The sequence below is a fragment of the Sphingopyxis alaskensis RB2256 genome, from assembly GCF_000013985.1.
In the GTDB taxonomy this organism is placed as follows: domain Bacteria; phylum Pseudomonadota; class Alphaproteobacteria; order Sphingomonadales; family Sphingomonadaceae; genus Sphingopyxis; species Sphingopyxis alaskensis.
Window position 1 is genome coordinate 1,936,971 of record NC_008048.1, and the last position, 15,176, is coordinate 1,952,146.

The window sequence follows — 15,176 nt, forward strand, 5'->3', positions numbered from 1 at the left end:
ATTTCGGCGTCCCTTCGGGATTTGACCGATTTTGCCCATGGCAGCGTCGAAAAGTCTTGAAATATGTCCATATTCCCGCGCCTTTCCTCCTCGCCCTGAGCAAAATCGCCTCAAACCTCGAACGGGGAATTAATGGGTCCTGACCCTAGTTGCAGCGGGTGGGGGTCCGATGCCTTGCGCAAGGTCGAGAACCCCCACCCCAACCCCTCCCCTGAAGGGGAGGGGCTTGATTGCGCTGCTCGCTCTGGCACCCCATCAAAACAATGCTATGGACCCAGCATGAGCGAACAGAAATTGCGCATCAGCTTCATCGGCACCGGCGTCATGGGCGGGCCGATGGCGGGCCACCTCGTCCGGGCGGGTCATCACCTCACCGTCTATAACCGCACGCGCGCCAGGGCCGATGCGTGGGCGGCGCGGCATGGCGGCGCGGTCGCCGTCAGTCCGGCCGACGCCGCGCGCGACGCCGACATCGTCATCGCCTGTGTCGGCAACGACGATGATCTGGCGCAGGTGACATTGGGCCGCGACGGCGCGTTCCGGGCGATGCGCAAGGGTTCGCTGTTCATCGACCACACCACCGTCTCCGCGCGAATCGCGCGCCAACTGTCGGTCGAGGCCGCAAGTCTCGGCCTCCTCTGTCTCGACGCCCCCGTTTCGGGCGGCGAGGCGGGCGCGCAGAACGGCACGCTGTCGATCATGTGCGGGGGGACGCAAACCGCCTTCGCGGCGGCCGAGCCGGTGATGCAGGCCTATGCCGCGCGAATGGTCCACATCGGCGGCCCCGGCGCGGGGCAGACGACCAAGATGGTCAACCAGATCGCGATCGCGGGCGTGCTGCAAGGATTGTCCGAGGCGTTGCGCTTTGCGCAGGCGTCGAAGCTCGATACCGACAAGGTGTTCGAGGCGGTGTCGGGCGGCGCGGCGGCAAGCTGGCAAATGCTCAACCGCTGGAGCACGATGGCGAAGGACGAATTCGACTTCGGTTTCGCGGTCGACTGGATGCGCAAGGATCTGGGCCTCGCGATCGACGAAGCGCGCGTCAACGGCGCGACCCTGCCGGTCGCCAGCCTCGTCGATCAATTCTACGCCGATGTGCAAAAGGTCGGCGGCGGGCGCAAGGACACGAGCTCGCTCGTGACGCGGCTGCCGAAATGAAGCGCCTTATCCTGACCGCGCTGGCCCTCACCCTCGCCGCCCCCGCGCACGCCGATACGCTGGTCGACAATGTCAACGGCATCACGCTCGACAGGGACGGCAAGCTCGTCCGCTTTACCGGCCTTGTGATCGACGGCGAAGGCAAGGTGAAGCAGTTGCTCGACCGCAAGGACAAGCGCCCCGAGCGCCCCGATTTCAAGGAGGATGGAAAGGGCCGGACGCTGATTCCCGGCCTGATCGACGCGCACGGGCATGTCATGGGGCTTGGTTTCCAGCTGATGCTGCTCGACCTCAGCGACACGAACAGCCTGGCCGAGGCGCAGGCGGCGATCCGCCGATATGCCGCCGAAAATCCCGAAATGCCGTGGATCATCGGGCGCGGCTGGAATCAGGAGAAATGGGGACTCGGCCGCTTCCCGACCGCCGCCGACCTCGACGCCGCGGTGTCCAACCGCCCCGTCTGGCTCGAGCGCGTCGACGGCCATGCAGGCTGGGCGAACAGCGCGGCGATGGCGGCGGCAAAGGTCACCGCGGCGAGCAAGTCGCCCGAAGGCGGACGGATCGAGATGGCCGATGGCAAACCGTCGGGCGTCTTCGTCGATGCCGCGATGAGCCTGATCGACGTTGCCAAACCCAGGCCGCTCGCGCGCGATCTCGACCGAGCGCTCTATCTGGCGCAGCAAAAATTGCTCGAACAGGGGATCACCGCGATCGCCGACATGGGCACGACGATCGCCGAATGGCAGGCGTATCGCCGCGCGGGCGACAAGAAACAGCTTGCGGTGCGCATCCTCTCCTATGGCGGCGACATCGACAATATGGCGATCATCGCGGGCAGCGAACCGACGCCCTGGCTTTACGACGACCGCCTGCGCATGGTGGGCGTGAAGCTCTATCTCGACGGCGCGCTCGGTTCGCGCGGCGCGTGGCTGAAGGCGCCCTATACCGATGCGCCGGGGCAGAAAGGCCTGCCCCTGCTCACCCCCGCGCAGCTCCGCAACAAGATGGTGCGCGCGTCGATGGACAGGTTCCAGGTCGCGATCCACGCTATCGGCGACGCCGCCAATGCCGAGGCGCTGGCCGCCATTGCCGACCTCGACGCCGACCTTCCCGGCGAGCGGCGCTGGCGCATCGAACATGCGCAGGTGATTGACCCCGCCGACATGGCGCGCTTCGCCAGCCTGAAGGTCGTCGCCTCGATGCAGCCGGTGCATCAGACGAGCGACCGGCTGATGGCCGAAGCGCGGCTCGGCCCCGATCGCCTCGCGGGCGCCTATGCGTGGCGCAGCCTCGAAACGGCGGGCGTCCGCCTTGCCTTCGGCTCCGACGTGCCGGTCGAAAGCGCCAATCCGTTCGCTGGGCTCGCTGCGGCGATCTCGCGCACCGATGCCGCGGGCCAGCCGTTCGGCGGCTGGCACCCCGAGGAAGCGGTGAGCCGCGAGACCGCGCTCGACGGCTTCACCCGCACCGCGGCTTATGCCGGCTTTGCCGAGGACCGCATCGGCACGTTGATGCCAGGGATGCGCGCTGACTTCCTGATCGTCGATACCGACCCGATGATGGCAAGCCCCGACGAGATCCGCCGCATGACCCCGCTCGAAACCTGGATCGGTGGCTATCGCTATTACAAGAAGAAGGAGGGTGCGACGATTGGCCGTTGATCCCCCCTCCAGACGCGCTTTGCTCACCGGCCTCGCCGCGCTGCCCGTTGCGGCGAGCGCGGCGGCGGCCGAGCGCAAGGAGCGCCGATCGAAAAAGCGCAAAGCGCCGCGACCAAAGGTCCAGCATGTCGACGTCGCAATCATCGGCGCAGGCGTCTTCGGCGCGTGGACCGCGTGGCACCTTGTCCGCGCCGGGAAGAGTGTGCGGCTGTTCGACGCCTATGGCGCGGGCAACGCGCGCTCCTCCTCCGGCGGGGAAAGCCGCGTGATCCGAATGGGTTATGGTGCGGACAGCCTTTATTCGCAGATGGCACGCGAATCGCTGCCCTATTGGAAGGCCTTATCCGACACCGCCAGCGCGCCGATCTTTCACAACACCGGCGTGCTGTGGTTTGCGCCGCAGGGCGAAGCCTATACCGCCCAGTCGCTGGCGTGGTTACAAGCCAACCGCGTCGACCACGAGCATGGCGACGTCCGCTGGCTCCAGACCAAATATCGCCAGATCCAATTCTATCAGGGCGAAACGGGCATCCTCGAAACCGAGGCGGGCGCGCTGATCGCCGCGCGCGGGGTGCAGGAAGTGACCGCCGATGCGGGGGTGGAGGTCGAGCGCGTCGTCATGCCCGCACCGCTTTTTTCCAAGCGGGTCAAGCGTCACGCGCTTCCCGACGGCGGCACCGCCGACCATCTCGTCTATTGCGCGGGGCCGTGGCTCGCTGAAATCTTCCCGCAGCAATTGACGGGACGGATCGTCGCGACGCGGCAGGAGGTCTATCATTTCGGCGCGCCGCAGGGCGACACGCGCTTCGCCCCGCCTGAACTGCCCGTCTGGGCCGATTTCAACAACGGCCGCATCGTCTATGGCATCCCCGACCTTGAGGGGGCGGGGTTCAAGATCGCTTTCGACACGCACGGCCCGGTGATCGACCCCGACACGATGGAGCGCGAGCCGACCCCCGCGGGAATCGCCGCGGCGCGCGCCTATGTCGCGCGGCGCTTTCCCGGCCTTGCGGGGGCGCCGCTGATCGGCGCGCGCGTCTGCCAATATGAGAACAGCGCGAACGGCGATTATCTGCTCGACCGCTTTCCGGGGCAGGAGCGCGTGTGGCTCGTCGGCGCCGGGTCGGGGCACGGGTTCAAGAATGGCCCCGCGGTCGGCAAGCGCGTCGCGGCGCATATTCTAGACAAGGATCTGGCCATCGAACCGCGTTTCAGTTTCGCGAGCAAGGGCACGGTGGCGGGCCGGACGGTGTTCTGATGAGCCCCTGCTCCATCATTCGTCATCCCGGCGAAGGCCGGGATCTCGCCGGTGCGGTTCCACGAGAGGGTGAGATCCCGGCCTTCGCCGGGATGACGATGTAAGGGGACAGACAAGCGTGCGCCTGACCGACTGCCACAACATCGACGATTTCCGCGCGCTCGCTCGGCGGCGCCTGCCCTGGCCGGTGTTCGACTATATCGACGGCGCCGCCGACGACGAGGTCACGCGCCGCCGCAACCGCGACGCCTTCGATCAGTGCGACCTTATCCCGCGCGTGCTCGCGGGCGTCGAAAGCGTCGATATGCGCACGACGCTCTTCGGGCGCGAAATGGCGATGCCGCTGTTCCTGTCGCCCACCGCGCTGCAACGCCTGTTCCACTGGCAGGGCGAGCGCGCGGTGCTCCGCGCCGCCGCGAACGCCGGGACGATGGCGGGTATCTCCAGCCTCGCGACGATCGGCCTCGCCGAAGCGGGCGCGCTGACCGATGGCCCCAAGCTGTTCCAGCTTTATGTCCACAAGGACGAGGGGCTCAACCGCGCGATGCTGGACGCCGCGCGCGACGCGAAGTTTGACGCCGTCGCGCTCACGGTCGATACGATCGTGGGCGGCAACCGCGAACGCTGCCTGCGCTCTGGCTTTACCTCGCCGCCGCGCTTCACGCCGGGCAATATGCTGAGCTACGCCGCGCGACCGGGCTGGGGTCTCGATTATCTGCTACGCGAAAAGTTCAGCCTGCCGAACCTTGCGACGCATGTGTCCGAAGGGTCGAGCGTCCCCAAATCGGTCGCCGACTATTTCACCTCGATGCTCGACCAGAGCCTCGACTGGAAGCGCGTCGAGGCGATCCGCCGGCAATGGGACGGCCCCTTCTGCCTCAAGGGCATCGTCGCGGTCGAGGATGCGAAGCGCGCCGCCGACATCGGCGCCACCGCGATCATGGTGTCGAACCATGGCGGACGCCAGCTCGACGGCAGCATCGCACCCTTCGACGCGCTCGCGGGAATCGTCGATGCGGTCGGCGACCGGGTCGAGGTGATCTGCGACGGCGGCATCACGCGCGGCACGCATGTGCTGAAAGCGCTGTCGGCCGGCGCCAAAGCCTGCTCGGGCGGCCGCCTCTATCTCTACGCGCTCGCCGCGGCGGGCGAGGATGGCGTCGCGCGCGCGATCGCGCTGCTGCGCGCCGAGATCGAGCGTGGCATGAAGCTGATGGGGGCCCGGACCCTCGCCGATCTCGGCGCCGATAATCTGCGCTGGCGCTGACCTTCCCCCTTCGTCATCCCCGCGAAAGCGGGGACCCAGTTCCAGCGCCGCATGGACAACCAACTTGGCGGAGGGTTCCCGCTTTCGCGCGAATGACGATGGACGAATCCTGCCGTCGCTCCCAGCTTTCGCGCAACAAAGGGGACGGCCTCCCCCGAAGCCGTCCCCTTCGCGTGGCCGCGGACCCGCTAGGTCGTCAGAAGGACGCGCCGAGTGTGAACACCACGGTCGGATCGTACAGCGTATCGACCGCCTTCACCCCCGTCTTCGGGACGTCGGTGTCGATATATTGCGCCGAGAAAGTCAGCGGCCCCGCGGCGAAGGACGCGCCGAGCGACCAGTCGACATATTGGCCGTCGGGCGACACGAGGCCGAGCGAGCCGTCATTATAGCCGATCCCCGCGGTCAGCGTGACCGGGGTGTTCGGAATGCCAAAACCGGCGCCGAGGTTCAGATAGATATTGTCCTGGTCGCCGAGTGAATCCTGCTTGGGCGCATAAGCGACCATGCCGGTGATCGAGACGGGGCCGATGTCGTGCGACAGCTTGCCGATGCCCTCGAAATAGTCGGTCGGCGCGCCGCCATCGTCGCTGCCGGGATAGGTATACCAGGTCACGCCGATGTCGGCGGTCGTGCCCGGCGCGATTTCGGTGTTGAAACCGCCATAGACGTCGAGCTCGAACTTGCCATAGGCCGGGCTGTCGGGAAGCGACGAGCCCCAGACGCCGGCATAGAAGCCGCTTTCATGCGAAACGGTCAGCGTCGGCTGCACCGCGACCTTTTCGTTCGACAGCGAAATGCCGCGGAAGCGATAGTCGCTCGTCACCGCAATGCCGCCCGAAAGCGTGAAGGGGCCGCTGGCTTCTGCTTCTTCTTCCTGAGCGAAGGCGGGCGTCGACATTGCCGACGCGGCGAGCAGCATGCCGAAACACGCTTTGGTAAGAAACTTCATGGGTGATCCCCCTAAATGGTCAAACGGATCGTCCCAGCCTGCCGGACGCGTCCACACCTCTTTTTGCGGGTCTGTGACGGCGAACGATTCGAAATTGCCGATTTTGCTGCGACGCACAAACGAAAATTGCTCGAATGTTACGAATCGCTATCAAACTGTGTCTTTCCAGCAACAATCCGTCCCCCACGCGCCGGGCTTTGCCAAGCCGCGCGCAGCCAGCTAAAGAGCGCGCATATCCCCCTCTGCGAGCCATTAGCAATGAGCGATCATAATCCCGGCCTGCGCCCCTGGCGCGACATTGCACGGCGGACGAGCCGCCAGATCATGGTCGGAAACGTCCCCGTCGGCGGCGGCGCGCCGATCAGCGTGCAGACAATGACCAACACGCTGACGAGCGATCCGGCGCAGACGATCGACCAGATCCGCCGCTGCGAGGACGCCGGCGCCGACCTGATCCGCGTCTCGTGCCCCGACACCGATTCGACCGCGGCGCTCGGCAAGATCGTCCGCGCGGCGCGCATTCCGATCATCGCCGACATCCATTTCCACTATAAGCGCGCATTGGAAGCCGCCGACGCCGGCGCCGCCTGCCTGCGCATCAACCCCGGCAATATCGGCTCGTCGGAACGCGTCGGCGAGGTCGTGCGCGCCGCCAAGGCGAACGGCTGCGCGATCCGCATCGGCGTCAACGCCGGCAGCCTCGAGAAGGACCTGCTCGAAAAATATGGCGAGCCCTGCCCCGAGGCGCTCGTCGAAAGCGCGCTCGACCATATCAAGCTGCTGCAGGACCATGATTTCCACGACTACAAGGTCGCGGTGAAGGCGAGCGACGTCTTCCTCGCGGTCGCCGCCTATGCGCAGCTCGCCGACGCGGTCGACTGCCCGCTGCACCTCGGCATCACCGAGGCGGGCGGGCTGATCGGTGGCACGGTGAAAAGCGCGCTCGGCATCGGCAACCTGCTCTGGGCCGGGATCGGCGACACGATCCGCGTTTCGCTTTCGGCGGAACCCGAAGAGGAAGTACGCGTCGGCTACGAGATACTGAAATCGCTGGGCCTCAGAACCCGCGGCGTGCGCGTCGTCTCCTGCCCCAGCTGCGCACGACAGGGTTTCGACGTCATCCGCACCGTCCAGGCGCTCGAGGACGCGCTCGGCCACATCAAGACGCCGATGTCGCTCTCGGTCCTCGGCTGCGTCGTCAACGGCCCCGGCGAAGCGCGCGAGACCGACATCGGCATCACCGGCGGCGGCAACGGCAGGCATATGGTCTATCTCTCGGGCGTCACCGACCACCATGTCGAGGACGCCGACATGATCGCGCACATCGTCAGGCTCGTCGAAGCCAAGGCGGCCGAGATCGAGGCGGGCAACGCGGTGAGCATGGACGTCGCGCACGGCAAGGCGGCGTAGGGCCGATCATCCCTGCGATGCCGTCCGTTTTGGGGTGCGGAGCTGCCTTTCCCCTTTCCCCTCTCCCGTCGGGAGAGGGATACGCAGGCTTGGTTGCGTAGCAACCTAGCCGAAGTTGGGTGAGGGGATCACCTGTCCACCCTGAAATCTAACCTCAGGCACCCTCACCCAACCCTCTCCCAAGGGGAGAGGGCTTTGTGGCAGCTATCGGTCGCAAGCCGCCGCTCCCGGAACACCCAATCCCTTTTACATCCCTGTCAGCAACGATTAATCTCTCCGCATCGTCAACGGGGGGAGAGGAAATCCATGTTGGGCAGGTTCGACGCGCTGGACCGCCTCGTCCAGCTCCTGCTGCTCGCCGCGGGGCTTGGCGCGGTCGCCAATGGCGCCTTCATGCTCATTGACCCGCTCGAATGGTATGTTTTCATCCCCACGGTCGTGACGACCGGTCCGCCCAACGCGCATTTCATCCGCGACATCGGCCTGGCCTATCTGGGATCGGGCGCGATTCTCGTTTATGCCGCCGCGCACCCGATTCTCCGCTGGCGCGCCGCGCTCGTCGGCGGGCTGTGGCTGACGCTGCACGGGCTGCTTCACATCTATGAGGTGCTGGCGGGCATCTGCGGCCCCGCGACCTTCTGGGCCGATGCGCCGGGCGTTATCGGCCAGCCCGCGATGGTCATCGCCGCGCTCGCCATTCTCTTCGCGCGCCAGCGGATCGCTCCGGCGGGCATTCCGCCGCGCCTCTTCGCGCGCGCCGCCGACAGGGCGACGCGCGGCAACAGTCCCTATCTGGCCGACCTGATCGCCGCGCCCGGCCATGCCGCGGAAAAGTTCCAGCATCTGATGCCCGCGACCGCGCACCGTCATGCGGCGCCCGCCGACGCCTTTCACGCCGCGCGCATCGGCGCGACGCTCGCCGCCGACTGCGGCCCGTGCGCGCTCATCGCGGCCGACGCGGCGGTCGGCGACGGCGTGCCGCGGGCGACCGTCAACCGCCTGCTCGCCGGCACACCGCCGCCCGCGCTGGCCGACGCCTTTGCGTTCGGCCGCGGGGTCGCCGCCCACGATTTCTCGGCTGATGAGGCAGGCGCGCGGATCGAGGCCGCGCTCGGCCGAACCGTCCGCTTTGAGCTGGCGCTGACCGCCGCGACCGTGACAGCCTATCCCGCGCTCAAGCGCGGGCTCGGCTACGCCACCTCCTGCGCGCTTCACAAACTTGAGGTTTGACAGCGGACCGAGCGCCCGACAGAGCCGCCCCATGACGCTCGCCATCCGCCCCGCCACCCGTGCCGACCTGCCGCTGATCGCCGAGTTCATCCGCGACCTCGCCGAATATGAAAGACTGTCGCACGAAGTCCGCTTCGACGAAGCGAAGCTCGGCGAAAACCTCTTCGGCCCGCGCCCCTATGCCGAGGTCGTGATCGGCGAAATCGACGGGACGCCGCAGGGCTTTGCGCTTTTCTTCCACAATTTCTCGACCTTCGAGGGGCGCCCCGGCATCTACCTGGAGGATCTGTTCGTCCGTCCCGAAGCGCGCGGATCGGGACTCGGCAAGGCGCTGCTCGCGCATCTCGCCGAACTGTGCATCGAACGCGATTGCGCACGCCTCGAATGGTGGGTGCTCGACTGGAACGAACCCAGCATCGGCTTCTACAAGAGCCTCGGCGCCAGGATGATGGACGAATGGACCGTGATGCGCGTCGATGGCGACGCGCTGACCCGGCTTTCGCGCACCACGTGACCGACGCGCCGGATAAATATCAGCGATAACAGTGGGCCGCAGTCGCGGTTTGCAAGTCCCTTCGAATCATGTTCCCCTCTCACCGGGCCGTACCTTTGCGAACGAGTCGGGCTCCCTCAACGGGAGCCGACGACAACTGGGGAAATAGCATGAACAGGATGATGTTCGCCGCTTCTGTGGCCCTTTTCGTCGTGGCGATGGCACCCGTCGCCCAGGCTCAGATGCCCACATGGTCGGCCGAGCAAGCCGCGGCATGGAAGGTCGTCGAGCAAAGCTGGGTCGACGATGTCGCCCAGAACGGCAAATGGCCGACAAATTACGCCGACCCGCAGATGGTCGTCTGGTCGTCCGAATTCGCCGCGCCGCGCGGCAAGGATTCGGCGGTGCGCTGGACCAAATTCCTGAATGGCCAGAGCAAGGTCATCCAATATGAACTGAGCCCGCAATCGATCTCGCTCAGCGGCAACACGGCGGTCGTCACCTATGCGCTGACGATCGTCAACCAGCGCGGCACCGACAAGCCCGACTGGGGCAAGGAAGCGATCGTCGAAACGCTGGTGCGCGGCGAGGGCGGCTGGAAATTCCTGTCCTCGACCAGCTTCGCGCTCGGCAAATAGCGGCCGTCGCGGCGGCTATTTCGGACAATAGCCGCCGCAGGTCGATCATTTCCACCGCGCGAACCAGATCAGCACGACGCCGACCACCGCGGTGACGACGCCGTTGCGCGTCCATACCGTATCGCCGAGCATGAAGCTGCTCGCGGGCCAGCGGACGATGTCCAGCCCCTGCAACGCCCACAGCGTCCCGACCAGCACCAGCGCGACGCCGACCACCGCCAAAATCCCCTTTGCCGCTCCCATGGCTTTTCTCCCCTATCGCCGTTGGAGCCCGATCAGCGGCCGCAGCCAGCCGATGCTGCGCCCAATCGCATAGAAAAGCCAGCATCCCAGCATCGTCGCCGCGAGCAGGATCAGGAAGGATGGCAACGCCGCCACGCCCGCTCGCAGCAGATACCATCCGGCGACGACGATGATCGTCTGGTGAATGATGTAAAAGGGGAAGACCGCCTCGGCGAACATCGCGCGTTTTGGATGGTCGCGGTTCCAGTACCGGTCGGCGACGCCGATGAGCGCGACGATCGCTACCCAGCCCTGCACCCGCCGCGCGACATGGAATAGCGCGATCGCCCAGTCGGGCGCGCGCATGTCGCCGGACCAAGTCGATTCGACCCACATGATCGGCAGGAACGCCAGCAGGCCAAGCAGCGCGGCGACCTTCCAGCAGCGGGCGACGGCCGCGAACAGGGCGGGCCGCACGCGCAGCAGCCAGCCCGCGCCGAAAGCCATAAGATAGCGGAGATGCGCCGGCCCGTCGTCGAACAGCGCATGCGTCTCGTCATGCTCAGGAAAGGCGCCGTAAACCGCGAGCCACCACAGCATCGGCACGATCAGCAGCCGCCAGCCCGACAGCAGCCGCGCCGCGCCATCGGCGATCCACCCCCGCATCGCCGCGGGCACCGCCGCGAGCAGCAGCGCGGCGAGCATCGTATAGGTCCACAGATAGACAACGAACCACAGATGCTGCCAGGTCGGCAGCACGATCCCGCCCAGCGTGCCGAAGCGGAAATAGTCCGACGTCCAGAAGCGCAGAAAGCCGTGCGGATAGCCATGCTGGCCGACCAGCTCGACCCATGGTTGCGGCGGGATGACCACGATGATCCCGAACGCCAGCGGGATCAGCAACCGCGCGCTGCGCGACCGCGCGAACGCCCCGGCGCCGTCCAGCTTCACCAGCAACGCAGCATTCGCATAACCCGACACCAGAAACAGCAATGGAAGCCGCCAGCCATTCGTCGCGTACATCGGCAACGCAACCCAATCGATCGTCGGATCGATCTTCACATGCCAATCCCACGGCACGAAATACATGCCGATATGATAGAGGATCAGCAGCGCGAAGGCGCCGATGCGCAGCCAGTCCATGCCGTAGTGGCGTTGCGTGGTCATGCAGCCCCCTCCCTTCATCATTTCTCCACCACCCTGCCGTCCGTCATCCCGGCGAAGGCCGGGATCTCGCCGTGGCGATCCGGCGCAAGATCGAGATCCCGGTCTCCACCGGTAGGACGAAACAAGGGAACGTCTCAGGGATCAGATCACGCGATGCAACTACGTCCCTCGTCACCTCCCCTCTATTTCACCACCCGCCACGCCAGTTCCGCAAACTCGCACAGCAAAGGCCGCGTATCGCGTGGGTCGATGATATCCTCGACTCCAAACCGCTCTGCCGTGCGGAACGGCGAGCGCACGCGATTGAGGCGCTCGCGGATCGCTTCCAGATGCGCTGCCGGATCCGCCGCCGCTTCCAGCTCGCTCTTGTACGCGACCTCGACCCCGCCTTCGATCGGCAGGCTGCCCCAGTCGCCCGACGGCCAGGCGAAGCGATACTGGAACCGCTCGGCGTTCGACATCGCGCTCCCCGCGATCCCATAGGCACGGCGCACCACCACCGACGCGAGCGGCACGGTGGCGCGGTAGATCGCGTTCATCGCCTGTACCCCGTAACGGATCGTCCCCGTCCGCTCGGCCTCGCCGCCGATCATGAAGCCGGGGTTATCGACCAGATGAACGATCGGCAGCCGGAACTGGTCGGCCAGCTTGACAAAACGCTCGGCCTTTTCGCTCGTCTTGGCGTCCCACGATCCGCCGAGGTAGGACGGATCGCTCGCGAGCACCGCGACCGGCCAGCCGTCCAGCCGCGCGAAAGCGGTGATGACGGCGCGACCCCAACGGGCCCCCATCTCGAAAAAACTGCCCTTGTCGAACACCGCGTCGGCGATGCGCCGCATCGCATAGACCTGCTTCGCCTCGCGCGGCACCACCGACAGCAGCGACTCCTCACGCCGGTCCACGGGATCGCTACAAGCGGTCCGCGCCGCCCGGTCATGGATCGACGAGGGCAGATAGGACAAAAACCGCCGCGCGGAGGCGAAGGCTTCGGCCTCGCTCGCCACCTCGTCGTCGACGACGCCGTTGCGCGTGTGCACGTCGCTGCCGCCCAGCTCCTCGCGGTCCAATGTATCGCCGATCGCCGCCGCCACCGCCGGTCCCGCCGCGAACAGCTGCGACAGCCCGCGCACCATCACGCTGTAATGGCTGGCGACAACCCGCGCCGCGCCCAGCCCCGCGGTCGGCCCCAGCGCGAGCGCGACCACCGGCACCGTGTCGAGATTGGCGATGACCTCGTCCCACCCCGGCACATGCGGGATATAGGTATAGCCCATATCCTCCAGCGTCCTGACCGACCCGCCGCCGCCGGTGCCGTCGATCATGCGAATGAGCGGCAGGCGATATTCGTGCGCCATCGCCTCGCACTGGACGAACTTGCGATGCAGCGCCGCATCGGCGGCGCCGCCGCGCACGGTGAAGTCGTCGGCCGAGGCGACGACCGGCCGCCCGTCGATGTTCGCGCGGCCGAAAATGAAGTTGCTTGGCGCGAGGTCTTCCAGCTCGCCACCGGCGCCGTAGGTGCCGCGCCCCGCGATCTTGCCGATCTCGCGAAAACTGCCCGGATCGACGATCGCGTTCAATCGCGCGCGCGCGTCCATCTTGCCGCGACTGTGCTGGCGCGCGACTTTTTCCTTGCCGCCCATCTTCTCCGCCATCGCGCGGCGCGCGGCGAGTTCCTCGACTTCTTTTTTCCAGCTCATGGCGCGAAGCTAGCTTACGTTGACGGAAACGTCATGCCATATTCGCGCGAACGGAAAGGGAGAGGCATATGAGCGACAGGAATCTTGCGGGGCGCATCGCGCTCGTTACCGGCGCCTCGCGCGGCATCGGGCGCGGCATTGCGATCGGACTTGCGGAGGCGGGCGCCGACGTCGCGGTGAATTACACACGCGACGAAGCAGCCGCCGCCGAAACGGTCGCCGCCATTCAGGCGCTCGGCCGCAAGGCGAAGGCCTATCGGGCGTCGGTCACCGACGAAGCCGGCTGCGCCGCGATGGTCGCCGCGGTCGCTGCCGACTTCGGCGCCATGTCGATCCTCGTCAACAATGCGGGCGTCGCCAGCCGCGGGCTGTCGGTCGCCGACACCAGCCCCGAAGAGGTCGACAAGCTCTTCGCCGTCCACGCCGCCGGTCCGCACCGCCTCAGCCGCCTCGCGCTGCCACAACTGCGGAGCCATGCGCGCAGCGACATCATCATCATCTCCAGCATCGCCACCTATGTGAACGCGCCGAACGGCGCCCCCTACACGATGGCGAAGGCGGCGGGCGAAGCGCTTGCGCTGACGCTCGCCAAGGAGGAACTGAAGAACGGTGTCCGCGTCAACATCGTCGCCCCCGCGCTCACCGTCAGCGACATGGGCGAAAAACTCTCGCGCGCGATCACCGGCGAGGACGACATCCACCATCTCGACGCCAAAATGCCCTTCGGCCGCGTCGCCCTCCCCGCCGACGTCGCCGCCGCGGTCGTGTGGTTCGTCAGTGACGCGAACAGCTATTGTTCGGGGCAAAAGCTCAACATCGACGGCGCGGGACAGGCGACGTTTCGGTGACAAGCATCGTCATTGCGCGGAGCCGCAGACGACGCGGCAATCCGGAGCAGGCGTAAACCGCTCTGGATTGGTTGGCCTGCGATCGCCTTCGGCCCGCACCGCTCGAATGACGATTCAACTCCGACGCCACTTCCTGTAGTCGCCCTCCCATGCGCCCCGATTCGCCCTCGCCCGTCATCCCCTTCCTGATCGCCTGCGCGGGGATCGCGACCTTTTCGGCGATGGACGTGCTGATGAAGGGGCTGTCGATTAACATCGGCGCCTATAACGCGGTCCTCTGGCGCACCGGCGCCGGGGCATTGCTGAGCGGGCTTATCTATTTCGCGAGCCGCCCCAAATGGCCCGGCCAGGCGACGATGCGGATCCACGCCTGGCGTTCGCTCTTCGTCGCGGGCATGGCGCTCTGCTTCTTCTGGGCGCTCGCGCGGCTGCCGATCGCCGAAGCGATCGCGATCGCCTTCGTCGCGCCGTTGATGGCGCTTTACATGGCTGCGATCTTCCTCGGTGAAAAGATCGGCCCGCGCTCGATCGCAGCCTCGCTGCTCGGGCTCATCGGGGTGATCGTGATCGTCGCGGGCAAATTGGGCGGCGATTACAGCGACGAAGCGCTGCTCGCGGTGGGCGCGGTGTTCCTTTCGGCGGTCTTCTACGCCTATAATCTCGTCCTCGCGCGGCGGCAGGCGAAGATGGCCGAACCGCTGGAAATCGCCTTTTTCCAGAATGCGTTCGTGACCGCGATCCTCGCGGTCGGCGCGCCCTGGTTCCTCGCCGTCCCCGCCGCAAGCCATGCGCCGCACATCGCCGGCGCCGCGGCGCTCGCAACGGCATCGCTGCTGTTGCTGAGCTGGGCCTATGCCCGTGCCGAGACGCAGATCCTCGCGACGACCGAATATACCGGCTTCCTCTGGGCGATGCTCTTCGGCTGGATGTTCTTCGACGAAGCGGTGACCTGGCCGACAATCGCCGGCGCCTTCCTCATCGTCGCCGCCTGCCTGATCGTCACGCGCAAGGCGCCCCACGGCGATCCGATTGAACCCGCCGCGGCGTGAACACCGGGACACGCTTGTTTCCGTTCGTGTCGAGCGAAGTCGAGCAACCGATCGACACGGCGCAAGTTCGAGGCGTATCGCGACTTCCCCGGATGCGAACGGGGATTGCGTTCGCGTTTCAGA

General features: G+C 66.5%; 14 protein-coding genes. 10 read left to right on the forward strand and 4 right to left on the reverse strand.

What is annotated here, in order from left to right; genetic code table 11:
* Positions 1-279: 279 nt before the first annotated feature.
* From SALA_RS09360 to SALA_RS09375, 4 genes are all read left to right on the forward strand, one after another.
* Positions 280-1,158 carry an NAD(P)-dependent oxidoreductase gene (locus tag SALA_RS09360; protein ID WP_011542133.1) on the forward strand — a complete coding sequence of 293 codons (879 nt, stop codon included), beginning with the start codon at positions 280-282 and terminating at the stop codon, positions 1,156-1,158.
* A complete protein-coding gene (locus tag SALA_RS09365; protein ID WP_011542134.1) occupies positions 1,155-2,819 on the forward strand; it encodes an amidohydrolase in 1,665 nt (554 codons plus the stop codon). The genes SALA_RS09360 and SALA_RS09365 overlap by 4 nt, the downstream gene beginning before the upstream one ends.
* Positions 2,809-4,077 carry an FAD-dependent oxidoreductase gene (locus SALA_RS09370; protein ID WP_011542135.1) on the forward strand — a complete coding sequence of 423 codons (1,269 nt, stop codon included), beginning with the start codon at positions 2,809-2,811 and terminating at the stop codon, positions 4,075-4,077. Before SALA_RS09365 ends, SALA_RS09370 begins: the two co-directional genes overlap by 11 nt.
* A gap of 118 nt (positions 4,078-4,195) precedes the next feature.
* A complete protein-coding gene (locus tag SALA_RS09375; RefSeq protein WP_011542136.1) occupies positions 4,196-5,344 on the forward strand; it encodes an alpha-hydroxy acid oxidase in 1,149 nt (382 codons plus the stop codon).
* Positions 5,345-5,540: 196 nt separating this feature from the next.
* Here the strand turns inward: SALA_RS09375 and SALA_RS09380 are convergent, their stop codons facing one another.
* Positions 5,541-6,296 carry a TorF family putative porin gene (locus tag SALA_RS09380; protein WP_011542137.1) on the reverse strand — a complete coding sequence of 252 codons (756 nt, stop codon included), beginning with the start codon at positions 6,294-6,296 and terminating at the stop codon, positions 5,541-5,543.
* Between the two features lie 258 nt (positions 6,297-6,554).
* On the opposite strand from SALA_RS09380, the gene ispG reads away from it, so the two are divergent.
* The 4 genes from ispG (at position 6,555) to SALA_RS09400 (ending at position 10,067) form a co-directional block, all read left to right on the forward strand.
* Positions 6,555-7,706, forward strand: coding sequence for a flavodoxin-dependent (E)-4-hydroxy-3-methylbut-2-enyl-diphosphate synthase (gene ispG / locus SALA_RS09385; protein ID WP_011542138.1), 1,152 nt, complete (start codon positions 6,555-6,557; stop codon positions 7,704-7,706).
* A 306-nt stretch (positions 7,707-8,012) separates the two neighbouring features.
* A complete protein-coding gene (locus tag SALA_RS17325; RefSeq protein ID WP_011542139.1) occupies positions 8,013-8,936 on the forward strand; it encodes a hypothetical protein in 924 nt (307 codons plus the stop codon).
* Positions 8,937-8,967: 31 nt separating this feature from the next.
* Entirely contained in the window at positions 8,968-9,450 is a 483-nt protein-coding gene (locus tag SALA_RS09395; RefSeq protein ID WP_011542140.1) for a GNAT family N-acetyltransferase, read from the forward strand.
* Between the two features lie 149 nt (positions 9,451-9,599).
* The gene (locus SALA_RS09400) at positions 9,600-10,067 is read left to right on the forward strand and encodes a nuclear transport factor 2 family protein (RefSeq protein WP_011542141.1); all 468 of its coding nucleotides are present in this window, start codon (positions 9,600-9,602) and stop codon (positions 10,065-10,067) included.
* 45 nt (positions 10,068-10,112) lie between these two features.
* Here SALA_RS09400 and SALA_RS09405 read toward each other — a convergent pair whose 3' ends face one another.
* From SALA_RS09405 to SALA_RS09415, 3 genes are all read right to left on the reverse strand, one after another.
* Positions 10,113-10,310, reverse strand: coding sequence for a hypothetical protein (locus tag SALA_RS09405; protein ID WP_011542142.1), 198 nt, complete (start codon positions 10,308-10,310; stop codon positions 10,113-10,115).
* A 12-nt stretch (positions 10,311-10,322) separates the two neighbouring features.
* On the reverse strand, positions 10,323-11,456 hold the full coding sequence (locus SALA_RS09410; RefSeq protein WP_041383967.1) for an acyltransferase family protein: 1,134 nt from the start codon (positions 11,454-11,456) through the stop codon (positions 10,323-10,325).
* Positions 11,457-11,638: 182 nt separating this feature from the next.
* The gene (locus SALA_RS09415) at positions 11,639-13,156 is read right to left on the reverse strand and encodes an acyl-CoA carboxylase subunit beta (protein WP_011542144.1); all 1,518 of its coding nucleotides are present in this window, start codon (positions 13,154-13,156) and stop codon (positions 11,639-11,641) included.
* A gap of 68 nt (positions 13,157-13,224) precedes the next feature.
* Here SALA_RS09415 and SALA_RS09420 point away from each other — a divergent pair, with 68 nt between their 5' ends.
* Positions 13,225-14,004 carry an SDR family NAD(P)-dependent oxidoreductase gene (locus SALA_RS09420; protein WP_011542145.1) on the forward strand — a complete coding sequence of 260 codons (780 nt, stop codon included), beginning with the start codon at positions 13,225-13,227 and terminating at the stop codon, positions 14,002-14,004.
* A gap of 149 nt (positions 14,005-14,153) precedes the next feature.
* Positions 14,154-15,053: a DMT family transporter gene (locus tag SALA_RS09425; RefSeq protein ID WP_011542146.1), complete on the forward strand. Its 900-nt coding sequence runs from the start codon at positions 14,154-14,156 to the stop codon at positions 15,051-15,053.
* Positions 15,054-15,176 lie beyond the last annotated feature (123 nt).

What these genes read in the sequence shown, in the direction of transcription:
- ispG (WP_011542138.1), top strand. Translation starts at nt 6,555, where the DNA reads ATGAGCGATCATAATCCCGGCCTGCGCCCCTGGCGCGACATTGCACGG.
- SALA_RS09365 (WP_011542134.1), top strand. Translation starts at nt 1,155, where the DNA reads ATGAAGCGCCTTATCCTGACCGCGCTGGCCCTCACCCTCGCCGCCCCC.
- SALA_RS17325 (WP_011542139.1), top strand. Translation starts at nt 8,013, where the DNA reads ATGTTGGGCAGGTTCGACGCGCTGGACCGCCTCGTCCAGCTCCTGCTG.
- SALA_RS09395 (WP_011542140.1), top strand. Translation starts at nt 8,968, where the DNA reads ATGACGCTCGCCATCCGCCCCGCCACCCGTGCCGACCTGCCGCTGATC.
- SALA_RS09425 (WP_011542146.1), top strand. Translation starts at nt 14,154, where the DNA reads ATGCGCCCCGATTCGCCCTCGCCCGTCATCCCCTTCCTGATCGCCTGC.
- SALA_RS09380 (WP_011542137.1), bottom strand. Translation starts at nt 6,296, where the DNA reads ATGAAGTTTCTTACCAAAGCGTGTTTCGGCATGCTGCTCGCCGCGTCG.
- SALA_RS09410 (WP_041383967.1), bottom strand. Translation starts at nt 11,456, where the DNA reads ATGACCACGCAACGCCACTACGGCATGGACTGGCTGCGCATCGGCGCC.
- SALA_RS09360 (WP_011542133.1), top strand. Translation starts at nt 280, where the DNA reads ATGAGCGAACAGAAATTGCGCATCAGCTTCATCGGCACCGGCGTCATG.
- SALA_RS09405 (WP_011542142.1), bottom strand. Translation starts at nt 10,310, where the DNA reads ATGGGAGCGGCAAAGGGGATTTTGGCGGTGGTCGGCGTCGCGCTGGTG.
- SALA_RS09415 (WP_011542144.1), bottom strand. Translation starts at nt 13,156, where the DNA reads ATGAGCTGGAAAAAAGAAGTCGAGGAACTCGCCGCGCGCCGCGCGATG.
- SALA_RS09420 (WP_011542145.1), top strand. Translation starts at nt 13,225, where the DNA reads ATGAGCGACAGGAATCTTGCGGGGCGCATCGCGCTCGTTACCGGCGCC.
- SALA_RS09400 (WP_011542141.1), top strand. Translation starts at nt 9,600, where the DNA reads ATGAACAGGATGATGTTCGCCGCTTCTGTGGCCCTTTTCGTCGTGGCG.